General features: G+C 68.4%; 14 protein-coding genes. 8 read left to right on the top strand and 6 right to left on the bottom strand.

Annotated features, from left to right (window positions below):
- Window positions 1–46 precede the first annotated feature (46 nt).
- From RHOOR87_RS0113690 to RHOOR87_RS0113675, 4 genes are all read left to right on the top strand, one after another.
- Entirely contained in the window at window positions 47–2,587 is a 2,541-nt protein-coding gene (locus RHOOR87_RS0113690) for a TonB-dependent receptor (protein WP_007507353.1), read from the top strand.
- Between the two features lie 98 nt (window positions 2,588–2,685).
- A complete protein-coding gene (locus RHOOR87_RS0113685) occupies window positions 2,686–3,954 on the top strand; it encodes an MFS transporter (protein WP_027485333.1) in 1,269 nt (422 codons plus the stop codon).
- Between the two features lie 19 nt (window positions 3,955–3,973).
- Entirely contained in the window at window positions 3,974–6,220 is a 2,247-nt protein-coding gene (locus RHOOR87_RS0113680; protein WP_027485332.1) for a glycosyl hydrolase family 65 protein, read from the top strand.
- 169 nt (window positions 6,221–6,389) lie between these two features.
- Window positions 6,390–7,778: a sigma-54 dependent transcriptional regulator gene (locus RHOOR87_RS0113675; RefSeq protein ID WP_015446878.1), complete on the top strand. Its 1,389-nt coding sequence runs from the start codon at window positions 6,390–6,392 to the stop codon at window positions 7,776–7,778.
- Between the two features lie 162 nt (window positions 7,779–7,940).
- Here RHOOR87_RS0113675 and RHOOR87_RS0113670 read toward each other — a convergent pair whose 3' ends face one another.
- The 6 genes from RHOOR87_RS0113670 to RHOOR87_RS0113645 all read right to left on the bottom strand — a co-directional run bounded on the left by RHOOR87_RS0113670 (window position 7,941) and on the right by RHOOR87_RS0113645 (window position 16,829).
- A complete protein-coding gene (locus tag RHOOR87_RS0113670) occupies window positions 7,941–9,206 on the bottom strand; it encodes an FtsX-like permease family protein (RefSeq protein WP_015446877.1) in 1,266 nt (421 codons plus the stop codon).
- Window positions 9,203–10,534: an FtsX-like permease family protein gene (locus tag RHOOR87_RS0113665; RefSeq protein WP_015446876.1), complete on the bottom strand. Its 1,332-nt coding sequence runs from the start codon at window positions 10,532–10,534 to the stop codon at window positions 9,203–9,205. Before RHOOR87_RS0113665 ends, RHOOR87_RS0113670 begins: the two co-directional genes overlap by 4 nt.
- 35 nt (window positions 10,535–10,569) lie before the next feature.
- Window positions 10,570–12,105: a response regulator gene (locus tag RHOOR87_RS0113660; RefSeq protein WP_007507365.1), complete on the bottom strand. Its 1,536-nt coding sequence runs from the start codon at window positions 12,103–12,105 to the stop codon at window positions 10,570–10,572.
- A 97-nt stretch (window positions 12,106–12,202) separates the two neighbouring features.
- Complete coding sequence (locus tag RHOOR87_RS0113655; protein ID WP_007507367.1) at window positions 12,203–12,649, bottom strand: response regulator; 447 nt, start codon at window positions 12,647–12,649, stop codon at window positions 12,203–12,205.
- A 9-nt stretch (window positions 12,650–12,658) separates the two neighbouring features.
- Entirely contained in the window at window positions 12,659–14,440 is a 1,782-nt protein-coding gene (locus RHOOR87_RS0113650; RefSeq protein ID WP_015446875.1) for an ATP-binding protein, read from the bottom strand.
- An 85-nt stretch (window positions 14,441–14,525) separates the two neighbouring features.
- On the bottom strand, window positions 14,526–16,829 hold the full coding sequence (locus tag RHOOR87_RS0113645) for a GH92 family glycosyl hydrolase (RefSeq protein WP_231381799.1): 2,304 nt from the start codon (window positions 16,827–16,829) through the stop codon (window positions 14,526–14,528).
- A gap of 181 nt (window positions 16,830–17,010) precedes the next feature.
- Here RHOOR87_RS0113645 and fucP point away from each other — a divergent pair, with 181 nt between their 5' ends.
- Genes fucP through RHOOR87_RS0113625 form a run of 4 tightly spaced genes read left to right on the top strand, consistent with a single transcriptional unit; the run spans window position 17,011 to window position 22,549 of the window.
- Window positions 17,011–18,348, top strand: a complete 1,338-nt coding sequence (fucP, locus tag RHOOR87_RS0113640; RefSeq protein WP_007507375.1) for an L-fucose:H+ symporter permease — start codon at window positions 17,011–17,013, stop codon at window positions 18,346–18,348.
- Window position 18,349: 1 nt separating this feature from the next.
- Complete coding sequence (locus tag RHOOR87_RS0113635) at window positions 18,350–19,330, top strand: carbohydrate kinase (protein WP_007507376.1); 981 nt, start codon at window positions 18,350–18,352, stop codon at window positions 19,328–19,330.
- Entirely contained in the window at window positions 19,327–20,553 is a 1,227-nt protein-coding gene (locus RHOOR87_RS0113630) for an AGE family epimerase/isomerase (RefSeq protein ID WP_007507378.1), read from the top strand. The genes RHOOR87_RS0113635 and RHOOR87_RS0113630 overlap by 4 nt, the downstream gene beginning before the upstream one ends.
- A gap of 25 nt (window positions 20,554–20,578) precedes the next feature.
- Window positions 20,579–22,549 (top strand): M1 family aminopeptidase, encoded by a 1,971-nt coding sequence (locus RHOOR87_RS0113625; RefSeq protein ID WP_007507380.1) that lies wholly within the window; start codon window positions 20,579–20,581, stop codon window positions 22,547–22,549.
- Window positions 22,550–22,819 lie beyond the last annotated feature (270 nt).

The raw sequence follows: 22,819 nt of genomic DNA, 5'->3' as shown, positions 1-22,819 counted from the left end.
TTGCGCGGCCAAAACAATCCAATCCAACTGGTGGGGAGTGACGGAAATGAAGAACAAACAGCTGTCCAGACTGAGTCTTCCGGTGGCGATCGCCGCCATCCTGCTCTGCGGCGCGGCCATCGCGCAGGACGCCGCGCCGGCACAAGCCGCCCAGGCGCCGGCGAAGAAGAGCGTGGCCCAGCAGAAAGCCGAAGCCGCCAAGGCCAAGACCCTCGAACAGGTGGTGGTGACCGGCAACACCGCCACCGGCGGCCTGAAGAAGATCGACACCAGCTACTCGGTCACCACCGCCTCGGCCGAGCAGATCAAGATGGCCAACCCGAAGAGCACGGCGGACCTGCTGAAGATCTCGCCCGGCATGTGGCCCGAATCCACCGGCGGCCAGACCGGCGCCAACATCGAGATCGCCGGCTTCCCCGGCGGCGGCGACGCGCCCTACTTCTCCACCCAGCTGATGGGCTCACCGCTGTACGGCATGCCCACGCTGTCGTTCTTCGAGACCACCTCGATCTTCCGCCTCGACGACACCGTCGACCGCGTGGAGATCCTGCAGGGCGGCCCGTCGGTGGTGTTCGGCGACGGCCAGATCGGCGCCACCGCGAACTTCATGCTGAAGACCGGCACCGACGTGCCCAGCGGCAGCGTCGGCGTCACTTACGGCAACGAGAACCTGCGTCGCGTCGACGGCTTCTTCGGCTTCCCGATCGCCGAGAGCTGGTACGGCAGCGTCGGCGGCTTCTGGCGCACTTCCGACGGCGTGCGCGATCCGCAGTTCGCCGCGGACAAGGGCGGCCAGCTCACCGCCACGCTGAGCCACGACAGCGACAACGGCACGATGACCCTGTACGCACGCCAGCTCAACGACCGCAACCAGTTCATCACGCCGGTGCCGCTGATCCAGCACGGCACCGACCAGTTCAGCGCCTACCCCGGCTTCGACCCGCTGACCGACACCTACTACAGCAAGGCGATCCAGCATGTGCACCTGCCCGGCTACCCCGGCGGCGGCACCGACGCCAATCTGGCCAACGGCCGTGGCGCCAAGTTCAGCTTCTTCGGCGGCAACTTCGACTACGACCTGGGCGACGGCTGGAACCTGTCGGACAAGTTCCTGTTCGACGGCGGCGATGCCGACACCAACGCGCTGTTCTCGGGCAACAACCCCGGCAGCCTGAACGACATGCTGTACACCAACACCGCCAGCATGGGCGCCTTCAACCTGCCCGCCGGCTCGGCCACCGCCAGCTACGTCGACGGCGGCGGCGCAGTCAACCCGAACCAGAGCGTGATCCACCAGGGCTGGTGGTACATCCACAAGCACCTGAAGAACGTCAGCAACGATTTCCGCCTGAGCAAGGAACTGTTCGAGGGCAACACGCTCACCGGCGGCCTCTACCTGACCCACTACACCATGAACGACAAGTGGGCGCTGGGCAACCAGATGCTGATGACCAACACGCCGAACGCGCAGCCGATCCAGGTCAGCTACGTCGACAACGGCCAGACCAAGTACCTCACCGACGGCCAGGGCTTCCTCGACTACGGCGGCTACAACATCGCCCAGCACGGCAGCGCCACCAACAAGGCGTTCTACCTGTCCGACGTGTGGCGCATCGGCAAGTGGCTGATCGACGTGTCCGGCCGGGTCGAGAACGAGAACGCCACCAACAACGTGTGCAACCTCAGCAACGTCAACCTCGACGGCAACCTGAACACGCTGTACGACAACAGCGTGCCGGTGTGCAACGGCACCTACGCGCGGACCCGCTACGACAAGACCCATCCGTCGTGGACCGTCGGCGTGAACTACGAGCTGGCCGACAACATGAGCGTCTACGTGCGCGCCAACAAGGGCGCGCACTTCGGCGACTTCGACAACGCGCTGCGCGGCAACACCACCGGCAACACGCCGCCGCTGCAGAAGGTGCAGAACTTCGAGGGCGGCTTCAAGTACCAGTCCGACCTGTTCTACGCCGACATCAGCGTGTACCACCGCCAGTTCAACGGCCTGACCTACCAGCCCACCAACGGCCAGGGCGTACCGGTCGGCGCGCAGGCGCTGTACGGCTCCGACTCCAAGGGCGTCAACCTCGCCGGCGCGGTCACGCCGTTCGAGAACTTCAAGCTGCAGGTGGTCGCCAACTACCTGGACGGCCACTACTCGCACAACAACTCCTGCTTCGTGTACACCGACCTGGTCAGCGGCACCAGCCAGTGCCTCGGCATCAACGGCAAGCAGTTGCAGCGTCAGCCGAAGGTGCGCTACATGCTCACGCCGAGCTACCGCGTGCCGTTCGACTGGGGCGACATCACCGCCTTCGTGACCTACACCCACGTCGGCGCGCACACCCAGGACCAGTCCGCCCTGCAGCAGCTGGGCAGCTACGCCACCTGGGACTTCGGTGTGGTCGCCAACGTGCAGCAGAACTGGCAGATCCGCCTGCAGGGCACCAACATGAGCAACGAACTGGGCCTGACCGAGAGCAACTCGCGCATCTTCGGCTCCGCCTCCGGCACCGATGGCGTGATCCTGGCCCGTCCGCTGGAAGGCCGCGAGGTCAACATGACGGTGAAGTACCTGTTCTGAGCAGTGCTGTTGCAGGGTGCGCGGTCCGGATCGAAACCTCAGAGCGATCCGGGCCGCGTTTTTCGCGAAACTGCACACGCCGTAACGCCGGAGGTGCCATGAACCGAATCCGCATGATCGTCGCGCTGGCGCTGATCTACATGATCTTCGCGATCCTGCTCAACAGCGTCGGCACGGTGATCCTGCAGTCGATCGTCACCTTCGGCATCGACAAGCCCGCAGCCAGCGCGCTGGAACGCTACAAGGACCTCACCATCGCGTTCACCTCGTTCCTGGTCGCCTCGTTCCTGCCGATGTTCGGCTACCGGCGTTCGATGATGCTGGCGCTGGCGATCGTCGGCGGCGCCTGCGTGCTGATGCCGCTCTACCCGAGTTTCCCTACCACGCGGCTGCTGTTCGCCTGCGTGGGTTTTTCATTCGCGCTGGCCAAGGTCGCGGTGTATTCATCGATCGGCCTGCTCACCGCCGACCGCACCGCGCACTCGCGCCTGACCAACACCATCGAAGGCCTGTTCATGCTCGGCGTGCTGGCCGGCAACTGGATCTTCAGCGCCTATATCAACCCGGCCAACCCGGGCGACCCGGCATGGTTCAACGTGTACTGGCTGCTCGCCGGCGCCTGCGCGCTGACCATCGCGCTGCTGGCCACCAGCGCCCTGGACGAAAGCGCCGCGCATGCGCACGGGCACAACGACTCCTTCAGCGACGCGATCATGGAGATGCTGCGCCTGTTCGTGCGCCCGCTGGTCTACGTGTTCCTCGCCTCCGCCTTCCTGTACGTGCTGATCGAGCAGAGCTTCGGCACCTGGCTGCCCACCTTCAACAACGAGATCCTGAAGCTGCCGAACGCGATGAGCATCCAGTTCGCCAGCATCCTCGCCGGCATGACCGCGCTGGGCCGTATCCTGGCCGGTGTCGTGCTCAAGCGGGTGCGCTGGTACACCCTGCTCAACGCCTGCGTGCTCGGCATGGGAGTGCTGGTCGTGGTGGTGCTGCCGCTGGCGCGTGGCGTGGTGGCGCGGCCGGACGTCGGCTGGTTCGACGCACCGCGGGCGGCGTACCTGATCCCGCTGCTCGGCCTGCTGATGGCGCCGATCTACCCGGTGATCAATTCGGTGGCGCTGAGTTCGCTGCCCAAGCCGATGCACGCGGCGATGACCGGGCTGATCGTGGTGTTCTCCGCGCTCGGCGGCACGCTGGGCTCGTACATCACCGCGCGCGTGTTCGCCAGCTTCGACGGCATCCACGCGTTCTATTTCTCGCTGCTGCCGATGAGCCTGATCCTGCTCACCCTGTTCTTCTTCAAGCGCGAGACCGACCGCGCCGGCGCCGACGCCACGGCGGCGATCCGGCTTGCCGCGAAATAGCCCGCCACCCGGAGCGATCATGAAACCACGCCACGCCTCCCTCGCCGGCCTGCTGCTGCTCGTCGCCGCGCTCGCCGTGCCGGCGCATGCCGCCACCGACCCCAGCTTCCTGCTCACCGGCACGGCGGAAAATTTCGGCAGCTACTTTCCGAGCTACCTTGCCAACGGCTACTTCTCCACGATGACCTCGGTGCGCGGCACCGAGGGCAACCGTGCGTACATGGTCGCGTTCATGGACTACAAGCCCGGCGACATCGCGCGTCCCGCCGCGATCCCCGGCTGGAGCGAGATCGACTACAACCCCGGCGGCGGCTGGCTCAATTCGACCCGCATCGACAAGACGATCTTCGCCGACTATGCGCAGACGCTCGACATGCACGACGGCACGCTGTCGACCAGCTACCGCTTCGCGTACGCGAACAAGTCGAGCGACGTGAAAGTGACGACCTTCGTCAGCCAGGCTTCGCCTCACCTGGCCGCGACGCAGCTCTCCATCACCCCGCAGTTCGACGGCAGCGTGCAGCTGACCTTTCCGATCCGGCTGTGGTCCGAACACCAGCCGCGCTTCCCGATCGCCAGCATGAGCGGCGACGAGATGATCGCCGCGGTGATCGCCAGCGGCCAGACGCTGGACAACAAGCCGGTGCCGACGCCCGACCGCGCCGCCGTGTGGTATCCCGGCTACACCCGCGTGCTGGCCAGCGACGGCGACACCAAGGAACTGATGCTGTGGCTGGACGGCCGCGCCGAACACGGCCTGACGATGGCCGAGGCGGCCGCGATCGGGCTGCCGCCGGGCCTCGCGATCGAAAGCGTGAAGCTGGAAAAAGGCCCGTACAAGCTGTCGCTCAACCTCACCGCCAGGGTGCAGAAGGGCAGGACCTACGTCTTCACCAAGTACATCGCCGCGTCGCGGCAGAACTGGGGTGGCGACGCCCGCGACAATGTGGCGCTGGCCAAGGCCGCGCGCCAGAAGGGCTTCGCCGCGCTGCTCGCCGAACACCAGGCCGCCTGGCACGAGCTGTGGAAGTCCGACATCGTGGTCGACGGCGATCCGGACGTGCAGCGCGCCGTGCATTCGGACCTGTACTACCTGTTGTCCAACTCCACCGTGGGCACGGCCTGGCCGATGGGCGCCTGCGCGCTGACCCCGGGCTACGCCGGCCACGCCTTCTGGGACAGCGATTCGTGGGTGTTCCCCGCCCTGCTCCTGCTGCACCCGGAACGCGCCAAGCCGATCGTGATGTTCCGCGCGCGCACCATGCAGCCCGCGCGCGAGCGGGCCCAGCAGTACGGCGTGAAAGGCACCATGTACCCGTGGGAGGCCGACCCGGAAACCGGCGTCGACCACACGCCGCACTTCGCCTACGGGGTGTTCCGCGAGATCCACGTCAACGCCGACATCGCGATCGCGCAGTGGCAGTACTACCTCGCCACCGGCGACGACGCCTGGCTGAAGCGGCATGGCTGGCCGGTGATCCGCGAGATCGCGCAGTTCTGGGTCAGCCGGGTCACCTACGACAAGGCGCAGGACCGCTACGAGATCCACCACGTCACCTCGCCCGACGAGGCCTACGACGACGTGCCGAACGACTCGTTCACCAACGCCGCGGCGCGCAAGTCGCTGCAGATCGCGATCAAGGCGGCGAAGCTCGTCGGCGCCGCGCCCGATCCGCAGTGGGCCGCGATCGCCGCGAAGATGTACCTCCCGTTCGACCAGAAGAACCAGCGCCACCTCGACTTCGACGCCTCGGTGCCGCACGACAAGATCACCTGGATGGGTTCGTCGCTGGCCTGGCTGATGTACCCGAACCTGGACCTGCCGATGTCGCCGCAGGTGCGCCGCAACGACTTCGCATTCCAGTTGCACGAGCTGAAGGTGCACGGCGACGACCCGAACGAGATGATGATGGTGATGCTCGCCGTCGGCGCCGCCGAGCTGGGCGACGGCAAGGCCGCCGACGACTGGATCCGGCGCAACCTGGTCGGCTTCCTGAAGCCGCCGTTCAACGTGCGCACCGAGACCGTCGCCAACAACGCCGGCTACCTGCTGGCCAGCTCGGCCGGCTTCGTGCAGAGCTTCGTCTACGGCCTCAGCGGCCTGCGCATCGAGGACGACGGCCTGGTCCAGGCGTACGCGCCGGTGCTGCCGCCGACGTGGCGCTCGCTGACCCTGAAGAACGTCGCGTTCCGCGGCAGGCACTACGACATCCGCATCGACCGCGGCGTCGACGGCAAGCCGCGGCTGCTTCGCGAGCCGCGCTGAAACCGCCGTCGCGCCGTCCGGCATCGCGGACGCGGCGCCGGCCCGAGCGGATCGCGGCCGCCGCGTGCCGTCGCAACGGGTTGCGGGGACCGCCTGCGACGCTGGCGGTCTTTGCCCCGCGGGGCGGGGCCGGGTATTCTCTGTCGCATCGTTTGCCACGCGCCGTGCCATGAACCCCCAGACCGTTTTGGTCATCGATGACGAACGCGACATCCGCGAACTGCTGACCATCACGCTGGGGCGAATGGACCTGCAGGTCGACGCCGTCGGCACCGTCGCCGAGGCGCGCCGCGCACTGGCCGAACGCAGTTATGACCTTTGCTTCACCGACATGCGGCTGCCCGACGGCAGCGGCCACGAGGTCATCGAGCTGATCGCCGCGGAGCATCCCGACATGCCGGTGGCGATGATCACCGCCTACGGCAACGTCGACGCCGCGGTGAACGCGCTGAAGGCCGGCGCGTTCGACTTCGTCTCCAAGCCGGTCGACATCCAGATGCTGCGCGGGCTGGTGCGCACCGCGCTGCGCCTCGCCGAGGAACGGCGCACCGGCGCCGCCGCGGCGAAGACCGGCGACTCCAGCGACCGCCTGATCGGCGACTCCACCGCCATGCAGCAGGTGCGCGCCACCATCGGCAAGCTGGCGCGCAACCAGGCGCCGGTGTACATCGCCGGCGAATCGGGCGTGGGCAAGGAGCTGGTGGCCCGGCTGATCCACGAGCAGGGTCCGCGCGCCAGCGGCCCGTTCGTGCCGGTCAACTGCGGCGCGATCCCGTCCGAGCTGATGGAAAGCGAGTTCTTCGGCCACCGCAGGGGCAGCTTCACCGGCGCCAGCACCGACAAGGAAGGCCTGTTCCAGGCCGCCCAGGGCGGCACCCTGTTCCTCGACGAGGTGGCCGAGCTGCCGCTGCACATGCAGGTGAAGCTGCTGCGCGCGATCCAGGAAAAAGCGGTGCGCCCGATCGGCGGCCGCGACGAGATCCCGGTCGACGTGCGCATTCTTTCCGCCACCCACAAGAACCTCGGCCAGCTGGTCGAACAGGGCCAGTTCCGCCAGGACCTGTTCTATCGCATCAACGTGATCGAGCTGCGCGTGCCGCCGCTGCGCGAACGCCGCGGCGACGTGCCGCAATTGTCCGCATTCATCCTCAAGGCGCTGGCCGGCAAGAGCGGCGACAGCGTGGGCCAGTTGTCGCCGTCCGCGCGCGAGGCGCTGGAGGCGTACGACTTCCCCGGCAACGTGCGCGAGCTGGAGAACATCCTCGAACGCGCGATGGCGATGTGCGACGGCAGCACCATCGAGGCGGCCGACCTGATGCTGCCGCAGCGCAGCGCGCGGATCAGCCACGAGCCGGCCGCAGCGGGACAGCCGCCGACACCCGTCGCGGCCGCCGCCGGCGCGGACGGCGGCCTCGACGACTACATCAGCAACCTGGAGCGCACCGCCATCGTCAAGGCGCTGGAAGAATCGCGCTACAACAAGACCGCCGCCGCCCGCAAACTCGGCATCACCTTCCGCGCGCTGCGCTACAAGCTGAAGAAGCTCGGCATCGACTGAGCCGCCGGCTTTACTCCCTCCCCTGCTTGCAGGGGAGGGTTGGGGAGGGGTCGCTCTTGATCTTGATGGAAGAAGCCCCCTTCCAACCTCCCCTTACCTTGCAGGGGAGTAGCAAGAGCACTGGCTGGAACCGCATGTCCGGCGGCCAACCAGGTCACGTCATCACACCGAGCGCGTCGCCTCCACTGGCGGCACCGCGGCGGCGCGCCGCGCCGGGCCGAGCACGGCCAGCTGACCGAGCAGCCACAGCAGCAGCGCACCGACACCGAGCAGCCACGGCGGCATCCGCGGCAATTCGTAGTGCGCCATCAGCGCCAGGTTAGCGGCGATGCCGAGCGCCACGCCCAGCACCACGCCGATGCCGACGAGCAGCGCGTTCTCGGCCTGGAAGTAGCGCCGGATGTCGCCGCGCGTCGCACCCAGCGCACGGCGCACGCCGATCGACCGCCGCCGCTGGCCGACCCAGAAGCTGCTCAGGCCCACGATGCCACCGGCCGTCGCCAGCAGCAGCAAGGCGCACATCGCGCCCATCATGATCGCCACGCCGCGGTCGGTGGCATAGGCCTTCTCGCGCGCCTGCGCCAGCGTGACCACCCCGTCTTCCGGGCTGATCAGGCGCATGCGGTTCTGCGCCAGCAGCGCCGCCGGCGCCGCGCGCAGCAACGCGGCCAGTCGGCCCGGCTGCGCGCGCACCAGATAGACCACCCCGCCGGCATAGGCCGCCCCGTCGTCGGCACTGGCGTAACGTGCCGGCAGCAGCACCGTGTCTTCGTCGATCGAACGCGTGCTGCTGCCGGCGTAACTGCCTTGCAGCCGGTCGACCACGCCGATGATCGTGCTCGGGCCGTCGTCCCTGAGATAGACGCGCTGCCCCACGGCCGCGCCGTCCGGAAAAAGCTTGCGGGCCAGGTCACGCGTGATGATGATCGCCGCGGGCACCAGCTTGTCGTACGGGCCGAGGCTGCCAATCTCGTCGGCGCGGAAGTTGCGGCCGGCCACCAGTGCGATGCCGAACGTATCGATCGCGTGCTCGTCGGCAAAATAGGACAGCGCCAGCTGCAGCTTCTTCTGCTCGACCCGCTGCTTGATGCGCACCAGCCCGCCGCCACCTTCCTGCAGCGGATAGGCCTGGCTGGCAAACGCGTCGCGCACGCCCGGCAGCTTGCGCAAGGTCGCTAGGTCGGCCTGCATCTGCGCATGGATGTGCGGCACGTCCGGCTGGCCGATCCACTGGTTGCTGATCGCGAGCAGGTGTGCCTCGTCGGTGCCGCTCGGGCGCGACAGGTGCACCACTCGCGTCTTGACGATGAACAACGCGTTGCTGACCACCGCCAGGGTCAGCGCGATCTGCAGCACGATCAGCAGCGTGGCCATCTTGTGCCGGCGCAGCGCGGCGAGGATCGGGCGCAGCTGCATGGCCGTGTTCATCCGTTCACCTTCAGCTGCCAGGCCGGCTGCACCTGGGCGGCGCGCCAGGTGGGATACAGCGCGGCGATCACGCTGGTCGCCACCGCGACCAGCACGGTCAGCAGCAACAGCGACGTATCCAGCCGCGCCAGCTTGGCGATCTCCGGCTCGAACACCTTGCCGATGCCGGCCATGCCCAGCGCCGTCAGCAGCAACCCCAGTGCACCGCCGGCCAGCCCGATCGCCGTCGCCTCGACCAGGAACTGGCGGCGGATCGCCCCGCGCGACGCGCCCAGCGCGCGGCGCACGCCGATCTCCGGCGCGCGGCGCATGAAGCGGGCCAGCATCAGGCCGACCACGTTGACCAGGCAGATCAGCAGGAAGCTCACCGAAACGACCAGCGCCAGCGCCGACGACTTCGGTACCACGTTGAAGCTGTCCTGGCGCAGCCACTGCATGACGTCGGACAGGCGCACGTTCGGTGCCCAGCCGAAACGGCCGAGGCGTTGCTGCTCGGCCGCGTAGTTGCGCAGCCAGTCGCGGTAACGGCCGACATCGGCATGGGTTGGCAGTTCCACCCATGCGGCGATCCACGCGCACTCGCTGTGCAGCACGCTGTCCCAGTTCGGCAGGTCGGGATCGACGGTATTCGTGCTGCAATAGAACTGGCCGGCGGTGGCTTTCTGCAGGTCGATGGCACGGCTGAACGGCAGGTAGAGCTGCCGCGGACGGCTGAAGGGATACCACGTGCTGCTCACGTCGAAGAAGCGCGGGCGCGGCTCCCAGTCGTCCAGCACGCCGACGATGCGATAGGCATGCGCGTCCAGCTCGATCTCGCGGCCCACGCTGTCGGCGCCGCCGAACAGTTTCCGGTTGAGCGTGCTGCTGATGACGACCACCGCCGCGCGCTGCTCGTCGTCATGGACCGACCAGCCGCCGCCGTAGCGGAAGCGCGCGTCGAACATCGCGAAGAAATCGCTGCTGACCGCATCGCCTTCCTGCGGGAACGGCTGCTGCCGTGCGTCGTCCGGCAGCACCGTCCATTTGCCGCCGTAGATCAGCACCTGCCGACGCGCCTGCCGCGCGTGCAGCAAGGCCACGGCATCGGTATAGCTGAGCAGGATCGGCGGCTCGCCCTGCCAGTTGTGCGCCGGGCCGAAGCTGTCGACCTGCGGCACGAACAGTTGGTGCGATTTCCACGGGATCGGGTCGGCCGCGGCAGCGCGGAACACCGCGAAGGAGACCATGCAGGTGGCCACGCCACAGCCCATCAGCAGCACCACCAGCGCGGTCAGCGCCTTGCTGCGCCGGCAACTGCGCCAGGCCAGATCGAAGTAATACGTCAACAAGGTCGCCCCCTGAGCGGCCGCGCGAAACGACTCGGTCAACTGCCGCGGCCGTCGGCCTGCCTGGCCTTGCGCAAGGTGCGCAGCAGTACCTGGGTGGTCACCGGCTTGTCGACCACGTAGAGATGCTCCAGCGGCGGCAGCTCGTGCAGGTCCGGTGTCGCACCGGGGCGCGCCAGCAGGATCACCGCGTTGCCGTAGCCCTGTTCGGTCAGCGCCGCCAGCGTGCGCGCGCCGGTGAACAGGTTCATGTCCGCATCCAGCACCACCAGGTCGGGCAGCCCGGCGGCCTCGATCCACTGCAGCGCGGCGGTACCGCTCTGGCTGGCGTGGGCCTGGTAGCCCCAGGCGTCCAGCGTATCGGCCAGCAACGACAGCTGGCCGGCCTCTTCCACCACCACCAGCACGCGCTCGGCGGCACCTTCCAGGTAGCTGCGGTCGTCCTGGTCGCGCTCGGCGGCGCGCTGCTCCAGCGGAAAATACAGGTCGAAGCGGGTGCCGCGGCCCGGCTGGCTGTCCACCCGCATCACGCCACCGTGGCTGCCGACGATGCGCTTGCACGAGAGCAGGCCGAGCCCGGTGCCGTTTTCCTTGGTGGTGAAGAACGGCTCGAATATCTGATCGAGCACCGCCTGCTCCATGCCGGGACCGTCATCGACCACGCTGATACACAGGTAACGGCCCGACCGCGGCTGCTCGCCCGGCAGGAAGAAGTCTGCCGGCAACGCCGTCTGCGCGGCCTCGACGCGCAGGTGGCCGCCGTCCGGCATCGCCTGGATCGCGTTCAGGCACAGGTTCAGCAGGCACTGCTGCAGCTCGGTGTGGTTGCCGTCGAACGACAGTTCCGGATCGTCGATCGCCAGCTCCATCGTCATCGTGTGCGGCACGCTGCCTTGCATCAGCAGGTCGAACGCGCTGAACAGCGTGCCCAGCCGCACCTGTTCCGCGCGGCGCGCACCGCTGGCGAAGGACAGCATCGAGTGCACCATGTCCAGGCCGCGCTTGCCGCAGTCGCGTACCAGCTTGCCCAGCCGCGCCAGGCGCGGGTCATCCTGGTAATCCTGCAGGCTGTCGCCGGCCAGCAGCAGCGGCTGCAGCAGGTTGCGCAGGTCGTGGCTCAGGCCGCCGGCGAGCATCGCCAGGCTCTCGAAGCGCTGCGCGCGGATCAGCTCCGCCTCGGCGCGGCGGCTGGCCCGGCGCGCCTCGGCCTCGCTCAGTGCGCGGCGCACCGCACTGGCCAGCCGCGCGGGGTTCTGCTTCAGGATGTAATCGGTGGCGCCGTTGCGCAGTGCCTCGATCGCCGCCTCCTCGCCCAGCGTGGCAGAGACGAAGATGAACGGCAGGTCCTCGTCGCGCTGGCGCAGCAGCTCGAGCGCGTGCTGGCCGGAAAACCCCGGAATGCTGAGGTCCGACAGCACAATGTCCGGCCTGAAGTCATCCAGCGCGGCGAGGAAGCCCGGCTCGTCGTCGACCAGGCGCACCTCGCAGGCGAGGTGATCGGCCTCGAGTTCGGTCAGCACCAGCTCGGCATCGAGCCGGCTGTCCTCGACCTGCAGCACCCGGATGGTCGGCATCGCCCGTGTTTGTCCGTTTGGCATAGGGTTCCCTGCTGCGCTGTGCGTTTGCGCCGCCCGCCGCGGAGGTTCAGGGCGGCCGCCGCGTTCCATTCGTTCATTCCGGCTCGGGTGCCTGGTTCAGCACCGCCCAGAACTGCCCCAGCGTACGCACCGCGTCGAAGAACTGGTCCACGTCGACCGGCTTGATCACGTAGGCGTTGGCGCCCAGATCCCAGCTGCGCGCCAGGTCGCTCTCCTCGCGCGAGGAGGACAGGATCACCACCGGGATCCGCCGCAACTTGTCGTTGCCGCGCATCGCGGTCAGCACGTCCAGCCCGCTCATGCGCGGCATCTTGATGTCCAGCAGCACCACCGCCGGATCGCCCGGCTCACGCGAGGACCACGCGCCGCGACCGTGCAGATAATCCATGCACTCCACGCCATCCTCCACGTGCACCACCGGGTTGGCCAGGTGCGCCTCGCCGAGCGCGTCCATCGCCATCTCGGCGTCGGCCATGCTGTCCTCGACCAGCAGGATGGTGCGTAGGTCCCTCTTGTTCATGCTTCGCTCTCAGGTGCGTGTGCCGGCCGCATCGGTGGCCGGCAGCGAGAAATGGAAATGGGCGCCCCGGCCAGATTCGGCCTCGGCCCAGACGCGGCCGCCGTGGCGCGCCACGATCCGTCGCACGTTGGCCAGCCCGATGCCGTTGCCCGGGAATTCCGAGGCGCGGTGCAGGCGCTGGAACACGCCGAACAGCTTGTCCGCATACTGCATGTCGAACCCCGCGCCGTTGTCGCTTACCGTGAATTCGTAGTCGCCGTTGCGGCCCTGCCGCACGCTCACCGCGATACGCGCCACCTCGCAATGCCCGGTGTACTTCACCGCATTGCCGAGCAGGTTCTGCCACACCGTGCGCAGCATGTTCTCATCGCCGATCACCATCGGCAACGGTGCGACGTCCCACACGATACGCCGACCCGACACGCCCGATTCGGCCAGCGCGCGCGCCTCGTCGAGCAGCGACTGCATGTCCACCGCCTGCAGCCGCAGCGCGCCGCGGCCGAGCCGCGAAAACACCAGCAGGTCGTCGATCAGCACGGCCATGCGCTGCGCCGAACCGGCGATCACCTCGATGTAATGAGCGGATTTCTCGTCGATCCGGTCGCCCAGGTGCTGCTCCAGCTTGCGCGCGAAGCCGGCGATGTGGCGCAGCGGCGCGCGCAGGTCGTGCGACACCGAATAGCTGAACGCCTCCAGCTCGCGGTTGACGTCGGAGATCTGCGCCACCTTGCCTTCCAACTGGCGGTTGAGCTCGTTCACCTGCTGCTCGGCCAGCGCGCGCGTGGTGACGTCGCTGACCGTCAGCAGCAGTGCCGGCGTGCCGCCGTCCTGCTGCTGCAGCCGGCGCGCGTTGATCACCACGTGCCGGTCGATGCCGTCGACGGTGCGCTGGACCAGTTCGTGATCCCACAGCTCACGGTCGCGCAACAGCACGTCGTTCAGGCGCTGCAGCAGCACGCCGTCGCTCCATGCACCTTTGCCGATCTGCACCAGCGGTATCGAACGCTGCCGGGGATCCATGCCGTACAGCTCGCTGAAGGCGTTGTTCACCAGCAGGCTGTTCAGGTTCTCGTCGAACAGCGCGATCGGCTCGCGTACCGCCTGGAGGATCAGCTGCGAACGCAGCACCGCCCGGCCCTCGCGGGTCTCGGCCAGCTGGCGCCGGCCGATCTGCCGCTCGGAGGTGATCACGATGATGGTCAGCAGCAGGAGCTGCGCCAGCGCGGTGACCGAGAGCACGATGCGCCCGTTGCGTGACTGCTGCGCCGCCGCGGTCTGGCGTTGCAGCAGCAGGTTGTCCTCGATCTGCACGAAGCTGGCGATCTGCGCATTCATCTCGAACAGGTCGTCGGCGTCGCGCAGCGACTGCCGGGCGCCGTCCGGATTGCCCTGCCGCAGCCGCTCCAGCGCCTGCTTCATCAGGGTGACGCGGCCGTTGACGCTGCTGGCCAGCGAGCCCATCAGGGCCTGCTGGTCGGGGTTGTCGCGCGTCATCCGGCGCAACTGCCGCAGCAGCGGCAGCACTTCCTGGCCGACCCGCGCCGCGCGCACGCGCGTGGCGTCGTTCACGTCGCCCGCCAGCAGCCGGTAGGTGGCCGCCTCGCTGTCGTGCACGACGTAGGCGATCCGGTAGGCCAGCGATTTCACCTCGGTCGAGCGCACCACCCATTCGGTGGCCTGCTCGGTGTCGCGCGCCCCCTGCAGGGTGACGATGTACGGTAGGCCGACGATGATCAGCATCGCCAGCAACAGGCCGACGGTACGCCAGCGCATGATGTCCCGGGTTGTCATGTCGCTCGCCGCATCGGCAGGCCCATGATGGAGGGTTCGCGCTGCATTCTGGCATGTTTCATCCGCGCGTCGCCGGACGCGCCGTTCATTGCCCGTAGCGGCTCATCGCCGCCGGCCGGGCCGACGCCGCGCTGCCCCACTCCCGGTTCGGCTGCGCCTGCATGGTGAAATGCAGTTCGCCGCCGGCCACGATCTCGCCGTGGCGCAGGTAGCTGCGCTGCAGCGGCTGGCCGTTCAGGGTCACCGCGCCGACGTAGGGGTGCGCATCGTCCAGCGGCGACGCGCTGATCGTGAAGGTGCGGCCGTGACCAAGGTGGAGCGCGGCGCGCGCCACGAACGGCCGGCCGATCGCGTACTCGTCGCTGCCCGGCGTCACCGGGTAGACGCCGAGCGCGGTGAACACGTACCAGGCCGACATCTGGCCGAGGTCGTCGTTGCCGCTCAGGCCGTCGGGACGCGCTGCGTACTGGCTGTCCATGATCTGCTTCAGCCTGGCTTGCGTCTTCCACGGCGCGCCGGCGTAGTCGTACAGATAGGCGATGTGATGGCTGGGCTCGTTGCCGTGCGCGTACCAGCCGATCAGCCCGGTGATGTCCTCGACATGCTTGAAGTGCGACGGGTCGACCTTCGCCTCGAACAGCGCATCGAGCCTGGCCACGAACTTCGCGTCGCCGCCCATCGCGCCGATCAGCCCGGCCACGTCCTGCGGCACGTACCACGAGTACTGCCACGCGTTGCCCTCGGTGTAGTCGCTGCCGTAACCGGCGGCCTCCGGATCGAACGGCTCGCGGAACGTGCCGTCGGCCAGCCGCGCGCGCATGAAGCCGGTCTGCGGATCCCATGCATGACGCCAGTTCGCCGCCCGCTTGCCGAAGGTGGCGGCGATGTCGGCCCTGCCCATCGCCTTCGCCATCTGCGCCAGCGACCAGTCGTCGTAGGCGTATTCCAGCGTCTTCGAGGCGCCTTCGGGCTCCTTGTCGATCGGCACGTAGCCGAGCTTCATGTAGTCGGCCAGGTCGCCGTACGGCGCATAGGTCGCGCTGGCCACCATCGCCTCAAGCGCCTTGTCCGCATCGAAGCCGCGCACGCCCTTGACGTAGGCGTCGGCGATCACCGGCACCGCGTGGTAGCCGATCATGCACCAGGTCTCCAGCCCCTGGTACGCCCACACCGGCAGGATGCCGAACGGGCTGGCCTCGCGCGCGGCGATCAGCGAGCGGATGAAATCCGTGCTGCGCTCGGAATGCAGCAGGACCATCAGCGGCTGCTGCGCGCGGTAGACGTCCCACAGCGACCAGGTGGAGTAGAAGTCGAAGCCTTCGGCCCGGTGCACCGCGTGGTCCGGCCCGCGGTAGTCGCCGTTGGCGTCCATGCTCAGCGTGGGCGACAGCATGGCGTGGTACAGCGCGGTGTAGAACTGGGTCTTCGCGGTCTTCGGCGCGTCCACGTCGACCACCGCCAGCGCCCGGTCCCAGGCGGCCTTCGCCTCGGCGCGACGGGCGTCGAAGTCCCAGCCGGCGCCGTCCTGGTCGAGATTGGCAATCGCGTTCGCTTCGCTCACCGGCGAGATCGCCACCTTCACCTCCAGCGGCTGCTTCAGCTTGCCGAAATCGAACACGCCGAGCAGCGCGCGGCCGCCCTGCGCGTCGCGGTCCTCGGCCTGGTTGCCCGGCCCCTTGAAACCCTTGTAGGTGATGTCGGTCTCGCGGTTGTACAGCTCGCGCGAAGTCATCGGCTGCGAGAAGCGCAGGGCGAAGCACAGCTCGCGCCCCGGTGCCCAGCCGCGGGTGCTGCGGCAGCCGCTGACGGTACCGTCCGCATGCACGCGCAGACTGGCCCACAGTACCTTGCCGGGGTAGTCGTAGATGCTCGGGCGCAGGTCCAGCAGCAGGTGGGCCGGCTTGCCGGCGGGGAAGCTGTAGCGGTGCCAGCCGATCCGGCGCCCGGCGGTGAGTTCGGCGCGCACGCCGTAATCGCTCAGCGTCACCGCGTAGTAGCCAGCCTGCACCACCTCGCTGGCGTGCGAGAAGCGCGAGCGGTAGCCGCTGCCCGGCTTGGCCGGGTCACCCGGTTCCAGCCGCACGTCGCCGGCGATCGGCATCACCAGCACGTCGCCCAGGTCCGAATGGCCGGAGCCGGAGAAATGCGTATGCGAGAAACCCAGCAGGCTGCCGTCGCCGTACTGGTAGCCGGCAGCCCAGTGGTAGGCGTGCCTGAAATCCGGCATCGCGGTGTCGGGCGACAGCTGGATCATGCCGAACGGCACGGTGGCGCCGGGAAAGGTATGGCCATCGCCGCCGGTGCCGATGCGCGGGTCGACGTCGGCCGCATGTCCGCGCGCGGCCAGCGCCGGCGCACTGGCCATGAACCCCAGCAGGGCGAGCATCATCGCGATGGTGCGGGACATGGGCTACCTCGGTCGGCGGTGGGCAAGGCGCTGAAAATAGCACCGCGCGGGCATGTTGCGGCGCGCGATCGGCATGCCGGTGAAAACGGTTACATTGACGCCGCGGCGTGTCCCGCGCCCGATTCCGCCCAACCCTCGACCACCCCCGTACCGGAATACCGCCATGGCCTTTGCCGCTGCACCGTCTTCCACGCCCGCGCCCACGCCGGAGCACGCCGGCCACGAGCCTTACACCAGCCACCCGATGGCGCTGGGCGTGCTCACCACCATCTTCTTCATGTGGGGCTTCCTGACCTGCCTCAACGACATCCTGATCCCGCACCTGAAGTCGATCTTCCAGCTCAACTACGCGCAGGTGATGCTGGTGCAGTTCACCTTCTTCGGCGCGTACTTCCTGATGGCGCTGCCGGCCGGCCGACTGGTCGCCGCGCTGGGCTACAAGAAGGGCATCGTGGCCGGGCTGGCGATTGCCGGCGTCGGCGCGCTGGGCTTCTGGCCAGCCGCCGGACTGCACCTGTACCCGGCCTTCCTCGGCGCGCTGTTCGTGCTGGCCACCGGCATCACCGTGCTGCAGGTGGCGGCCAACCCCTACGTGGCCCTGCTCGGCCCGGAGAAGACCAGCTCCAGCCGGCTGACCCTGGCGCAGGCGCTGAACTCGTTCGGCACCTTCCTGGCGCCGTGGTTCGGCGGATTGCTGATCCTGTCCAACGTGGTGAAGAGTCCGACCGAGCTAGCCGCGCTGGAACCGGCGCAGCGCCTGCTCTACGACACCCAGCAGGCGCAGGCGGTGCAGGGGCCGTACATCGGCCTGGCGGTGGTGCTGTTCCTGCTGACGGTGTTCGTGTGGCTGTTCCGCCTGCCGGCGCTGAGCGAAGCCACCGACAAGGGCGACCACGCGCGCCACGGCTTCGCCGACGTGCTGCGCCACCCGCACGTGCTGTTCGGCGTGCTCGGCATCTTCTTCTACGTCGGCGCGGAAGTGTCGATCGGCAGCTTCATGGTCAACTACCTGTCGATGCCGGAGATCGGCCACCTGAGCGAACAGCAGGCGGCGAAGTACGTATCCTGGTACTGGGGCGGCGCGATGGTCGGCCGCTTCGCCGGCTCGGCGCTGATGGCGAAGTTCTCGCCGCGCAAGCTGCTGGCCGCGTTTGCCACGATCAACGCGCTGCTGGTGCTGACCACCATGTCGAGCAGCGGCGCGCTGGCGATGTACAGCATCATCGCGATCGGCCTGTTCAACTCGATCATGTTCCCGACCATCTTCGCGCTGGGCATCGAGCGGCTGGGGCCGATGACCAGCAAGGCGTCCAGCCTGCTGATCATGGCCATCGTCGGCGGCGCGATCATGCCGCCGCTACAGGGCCTGTTCGCCGACCACATCGGCCTGCAGCACGCGTTCTTCCTGCCGCTGCTGTGCTACCTGTACATCGTGTTCTACGGCCTGCGCGGCTCGCGCATCCGCAGCCTGCCGGCAGCGGACGCCAGCGGAATCCATTGACATGCCGCCACGGCCCATTCTGTGCTTCGGCGAGGCACTGATCGACCTGCATGCCGACGGCCTCGACCCGCGCGGCTTCGCGGCGCGCTTCGTGCCGTTCGCCGGCGGCGCGCCGGCCAACGTGGCGGTCGCCGCGGCGCGGCTGGGCGGACACGCGCGCTTCGCCGGCATGCTCGCGCGCGACCGCTTCGGCGACTTCCTGCTCGACAGCCTGCAGCAGGCCGGCGTCGGCACCGCCGACGTGGTGCGCACCGAGGCGGCGAACAGCGCGCTGGCCTTCGTCACGCTGGACGCGCGCGGCGAGCGCAGCTTCGGCTTCTACCGCGACCACACCGCCGACCTGCTGTTCCGCCCGGCGCACTTCCGCGCCGACGGCTTCCGCGACGTCGCCGTGTTCCACGTCTGCTCCAACAGCATGACGGATCCGGCGCTGGCCGCGACCACCCGCGAAGGCATGCAGCGCGCGCACGGCGCCGGCGCCCTGGTCAGCTTCGATCTCAACCTGCGTCCTGCGCTGTGGCCGGCCGATGCCGATCCACACCCGCTGCTGTGGCCGGCGCTGCACCTGGCCGACGTGGTGAAGCTCTCCGCCGAGGAATTCGCCTGGCTGGCGATCGACGGCGAACAGGCCGCGCTGGACCGGCTGTGGCTGGGCCGCACCCGCCTGGTGGTGGTGACCGACGGCGCCCGGCCGCTGCGCTGGTTCCACCCCGAAGCCGAAGGCGAGCTGCCGTGCTACGCGGTCGAGACTGTCGACTCCACCGCGGCCGGCGATGCCTTCATGGGCGGCCTGCTGTGCTGCCTGGCCGAGCTGGAAGCCACCCCGGACCGGCTCGACCGCCTGGTCGTCGCGCTGCCGCGGCTGCACGCGATGCTGCGCTTCGCCGCCGCCTGCGGCGCACTCACCGTCACCCGCCAGGGCTCGTTCGTCGCGATGCCGCGCGGCGAAGAGGTATTGGCCTTCATGGAACGCCAGGCATGAACGCTACTCCCGACTTCCGCTCCGCCGCTTTCCTGCGCGGGCACATCGCGCAGACCATGGCGTTCTACCACCCGCATGCGATCGACCCGCAAGGCGGCTTCTTCCACTACTTCCGCGACGACGGCACGATCTACGACCGCACGCACCGGCATCTGGTCAGCAGCACCCGCTTCGTCTTCAACTACGCGATGGCGGCGATCGAATTCGGCGACGACACGGCGCTGCGCGACGAGTACCTCGACGCCGCGCGCCACGGCCTGCGCTACCTGCGCGAGGTGCATCGCGACCCGTACACCGGCGGCTACGCCTGGACGATCCGCGACGGCCAGCCGGAAGACCGCAGCAACCACGCCTACGGCGCAGCCTTCGTGCTGCTGGCCTGCGCCAGCGCGGTGAAGGCCGGCATCGCCGAGGCTGCCGCGTGGATGGACGAGACCTGGAGCCTGCTGGAGCTGCGCTACTGGGACGCCGACGCCGGGCTGTACCGCGACGAGGCGGACGCGCACTGGCACTTCAGCGACTACCGCGGCCAGAACGCGAACATGCACCTGTGCGAGGCGCTGCTGGCCGCCTACCAGGCCAGCCACGAGCCGCGTTATCTCGATCGCGCGTACACCCTCGCCGACCGCATGACCCGCCGTCAGGCGGCGCTGGCCGGCGGGCTGGTGTGGGAGCACTACGACCGCGACTGGGCCATCGACTGGGACTACCACCGCGACGACCCCAAGCACCTGTTCCGCCCGTGGGGCTTCCAGAGCGGCCACCAGACCGAGTGGGCGAAGCTGCTGCTGACCATGGATCCGCTGCTGCGCGCGCGCGGCGATGACGAGGACTGGCTGCTACCCACCGCGCGGCAGCTGTTCGACACCGCGCTGGCGCGCGCCTGGGACGGCGAGTACGGCGGCATCTGCTACGGCTTCGCGCCCGACGGCAGCGTCTGCGACGACGACAAGTACTTCTGGGTGCAGGCCGAATCGCTGGCCGCCGCCGCGCGGCTGCATGCGCACACCGGCGAGCCGGCCTATGACGACTGGTACGGGAAACTGTGGGCCTACGCGTGGCAGCATCTGGTCGACCACCGCCACGGCGCCTGGTACCGCATCCTCACCCGCGACAATCGCAAGTACAGCGACGAGAAAAGCCCGGCCGGCAAGACCGACTACCACACCATGGGCGCCTGCCACGACGTGCTGGCGCTGCTGCGTGCCGGCGGCCGGCCGTGATCCCCCACCTTCCCCAAGGCACCGCATGAACCAACCCGCGCTGTTCCTCGCCATCACCGCCGCCGTGCTGCTGGCGGCACCCGCATTCGCCGCCACCGACGCGGCCGCGCGCTTCGATCCGCTGCAGGCGTTCGCCCCGTACAGCTACCCGCAGCCGGCCACCGCCTACCGCTCGGCCAGCGGCAAGCCCGGCCCGCTGTTCTGGCAGAACCGCGCCGACTATCGGATCGAGGCCACGCTCGACCCGGCCACGCGGCAGCTGCGCGGCAGCGAGGTGATCAGCTACACCAACCACAGCCCCGACGCGCTCGACGTGCTGTGGCTGCAGCTGGACCAGAACCGCTACCGCCGCGACGCCCGCGGCGCGTTCACCAGCAAGTTCCCCACCGAGTTCACCGATGGCTACCAGATCGCCTCGGTGGAAGTGGAAGACGCGCACGGGGACAGGCAGCCGGTGCAGTGGCTGGTTTCCGACACGCGCATGCAGGTGCAGCTGCCCGCGGCACTGAAGGGCAACGGCGGCAGCCTGCGCCTGCACGTCGCCTGGAGCTACACCGTGCCCGGCGAATTCGGCGGGCGCACCGACGTCAACCCCAGCAAGCACGGCGAGATCTTCGAGATCGCGCAGTGGTACCCGCGCATGGCTGTCTACGACGACCTGCGCGGGTGGGACACTGCGCCCTACCTCAACAGCGAGTTCTACCTGGAATACGGCGATTTCGACTACGCCGTCACCGTGCCGTGGGACATGATCGTGGCCGGCTCCGGCGAGCTGCTGAACCCTGACGAGGTGCTGACGAAAGCCGAACGGCAGCGGCTGGAGCGGGCCCGCCACAGCGACGCCACCGTGATGATCCGCACGGCGGAGGAAGTCACCCAGCCGTCCAGCCGTCCGAAACAGAGCGGCACGCTGACCTGGCACTTCCGCATGCACAACACCCGCGACGTGGCGTTCGGCGCGTCGAAGGCATTCGTGTGGGACGCCGCGCGGATCAACCTGCCCGAAGGGAAAACCGCGCTGGCGATGTCGGTCTATCCGGCCGAGAGCGGCGGCGATGCGGCGTGGGGCCGCGCCACCGAATACCTCAAGGCGTCCACCGAATACTTCTCGAAGCAGTGGTATCCGTACCCGTGGCCGGTGGCGATCAACGAGGCCGGCACCGCCGGCGGCATGGAATACCCGGGCATCACCTTCGACCACAAGCTGGCCAAGGGCAAGAACCTGCACATGGTGATCGCGCACGAGATCGGGCACATCTGGTTCCCGATGATCGTGGGCAGCAACGAGCGCCGCGACGCGTGGATGGACGAGGGCTTCAACACCTTCATCGACGTCTACGAGGACGACGCCTTCAACCACGGCGAATACGCGCCGAAGCGCGATAGCGAGTACGCGCCCGGCGGCGGCAACCCGGCCGACGAGATCGCCGCCGTGCTGGCCGACCCCGCCGCGCCCGCCCTGCTCAACGGCGCCGACATGACGAGCGAGAAGTACCGTCACCCGATCAGCTACTTCAAGGGCGCGTTCGGCCTGGTGCTGCTGCGCGAGCAGATCATCGGGCCGGAGCGCTTCGACCCCGCGTTCCGCCGCTACATCGCCACCTGGGCGTACAAGCACCCCAGCCCGTCGGACTTCTTCCGCTTCATGGAAAGCGACACCGGCGAGGACCTCGGCTGGTTCTGGCGCGGCTGGTACGAGCACAACTGGACGTTCGACATGGCGGTGCAGAAGGTGGCGCCGATCGACGGCAACTGGAGCCACGGCGCCGAAGTCACCGTGGCCAACCTCGACCGGCTGGTGCTGCCCGCCACGCTCGAAGTGACCTACGACGACGGCAGCAAGCAGGACATCCGCGTGCCGGTGGAAACCTGGCAGCAGCACCGCAGCTACGTGGTGCGCGTGGCCGGCACGCGCAAGGTGGTTACGGCCACCCTCGACCCGACGCATGCGCTGCCGGACGCACAGCGCGCGAACAACACGCTGCGGGTGAAATAAAGGTTCTTCGCGGGTAAGCGGGAAAGATCGTGTTGACAGATGAAGGGTTGGGTGAAGGCGGCGGATGGCGGATAAGCTGAAAGCTCTCACACCCACAGCGGCTCAACCGCCGCCGCCTTCATGCATGATGCTATTGACGCTGCCCAATTTTGGATAGGGTTTCGTTTGATCGAGACTCAATCCTCGTCGGAGACCGACCTGCTACTTCGGCTGGAAGCGGACCCTCACGTGGACCCGCGCTGTGGTCGTTGCCAGATGCCCTGCGGGCTG

The sequence above is a fragment of the Rhodanobacter sp. OR87 genome, assembly GCF_000473345.1.
GTDB classification, from domain to species: Bacteria; Pseudomonadota; Gammaproteobacteria; order Xanthomonadales; family Rhodanobacteraceae; genus Rhodanobacter; species Rhodanobacter denitrificans.
The sequence above is the reverse complement of the archived record's forward strand: the minus strand, read 5'-3'. Positions and strand labels throughout refer to the sequence as shown.

Bases quoted from the DNA above. Each gene is read 5' to 3' on its own strand.
- RHOOR87_RS0113685 (WP_027485333.1), top strand. From the start codon at position 2,686: ATGAACCGAATCCGCATGATCGTCGCGCTGGCGCTGATCTACATGATC.
- RHOOR87_RS0113660 (WP_007507365.1), bottom strand. From the start codon at position 12,105: ATGCCGACCATCCGGGTGCTGCAGGTCGAGGACAGCCGGCTCGATGCC.
- fucP (WP_007507375.1), top strand. From the start codon at position 17,011: ATGGCCTTTGCCGCTGCACCGTCTTCCACGCCCGCGCCCACGCCGGAG.
- RHOOR87_RS0113675 (WP_015446878.1), top strand. From the start codon at position 6,390: ATGAACCCCCAGACCGTTTTGGTCATCGATGACGAACGCGACATCCGC.
- RHOOR87_RS0113680 (WP_027485332.1), top strand. From the start codon at position 3,974: ATGAAACCACGCCACGCCTCCCTCGCCGGCCTGCTGCTGCTCGTCGCC.
- RHOOR87_RS0113650 (WP_015446875.1), bottom strand. From the start codon at position 14,440: ATGACAACCCGGGACATCATGCGCTGGCGTACCGTCGGCCTGTTGCTG.
- RHOOR87_RS0113645 (WP_231381799.1), bottom strand. From the start codon at position 16,829: ATGATGCTCGCCCTGCTGGGGTTCATGGCCAGTGCGCCGGCGCTGGCC.
- RHOOR87_RS0113625 (WP_007507380.1), top strand. From the start codon at position 20,579: ATGAACCAACCCGCGCTGTTCCTCGCCATCACCGCCGCCGTGCTGCTG.
- RHOOR87_RS0113655 (WP_007507367.1), bottom strand. From the start codon at position 12,649: ATGAACAAGAGGGACCTACGCACCATCCTGCTGGTCGAGGACAGCATG.
- RHOOR87_RS0113690 (WP_007507353.1), top strand. From the start codon at position 47: ATGAAGAACAAACAGCTGTCCAGACTGAGTCTTCCGGTGGCGATCGCC.
- RHOOR87_RS0113635 (WP_007507376.1), top strand. From the start codon at position 18,350: ATGCCGCCACGGCCCATTCTGTGCTTCGGCGAGGCACTGATCGACCTG.
- RHOOR87_RS0113630 (WP_007507378.1), top strand. From the start codon at position 19,327: ATGAACGCTACTCCCGACTTCCGCTCCGCCGCTTTCCTGCGCGGGCAC.
- RHOOR87_RS0113670 (WP_015446877.1), bottom strand. From the start codon at position 9,206: ATGAACACGGCCATGCAGCTGCGCCCGATCCTCGCCGCGCTGCGCCGG.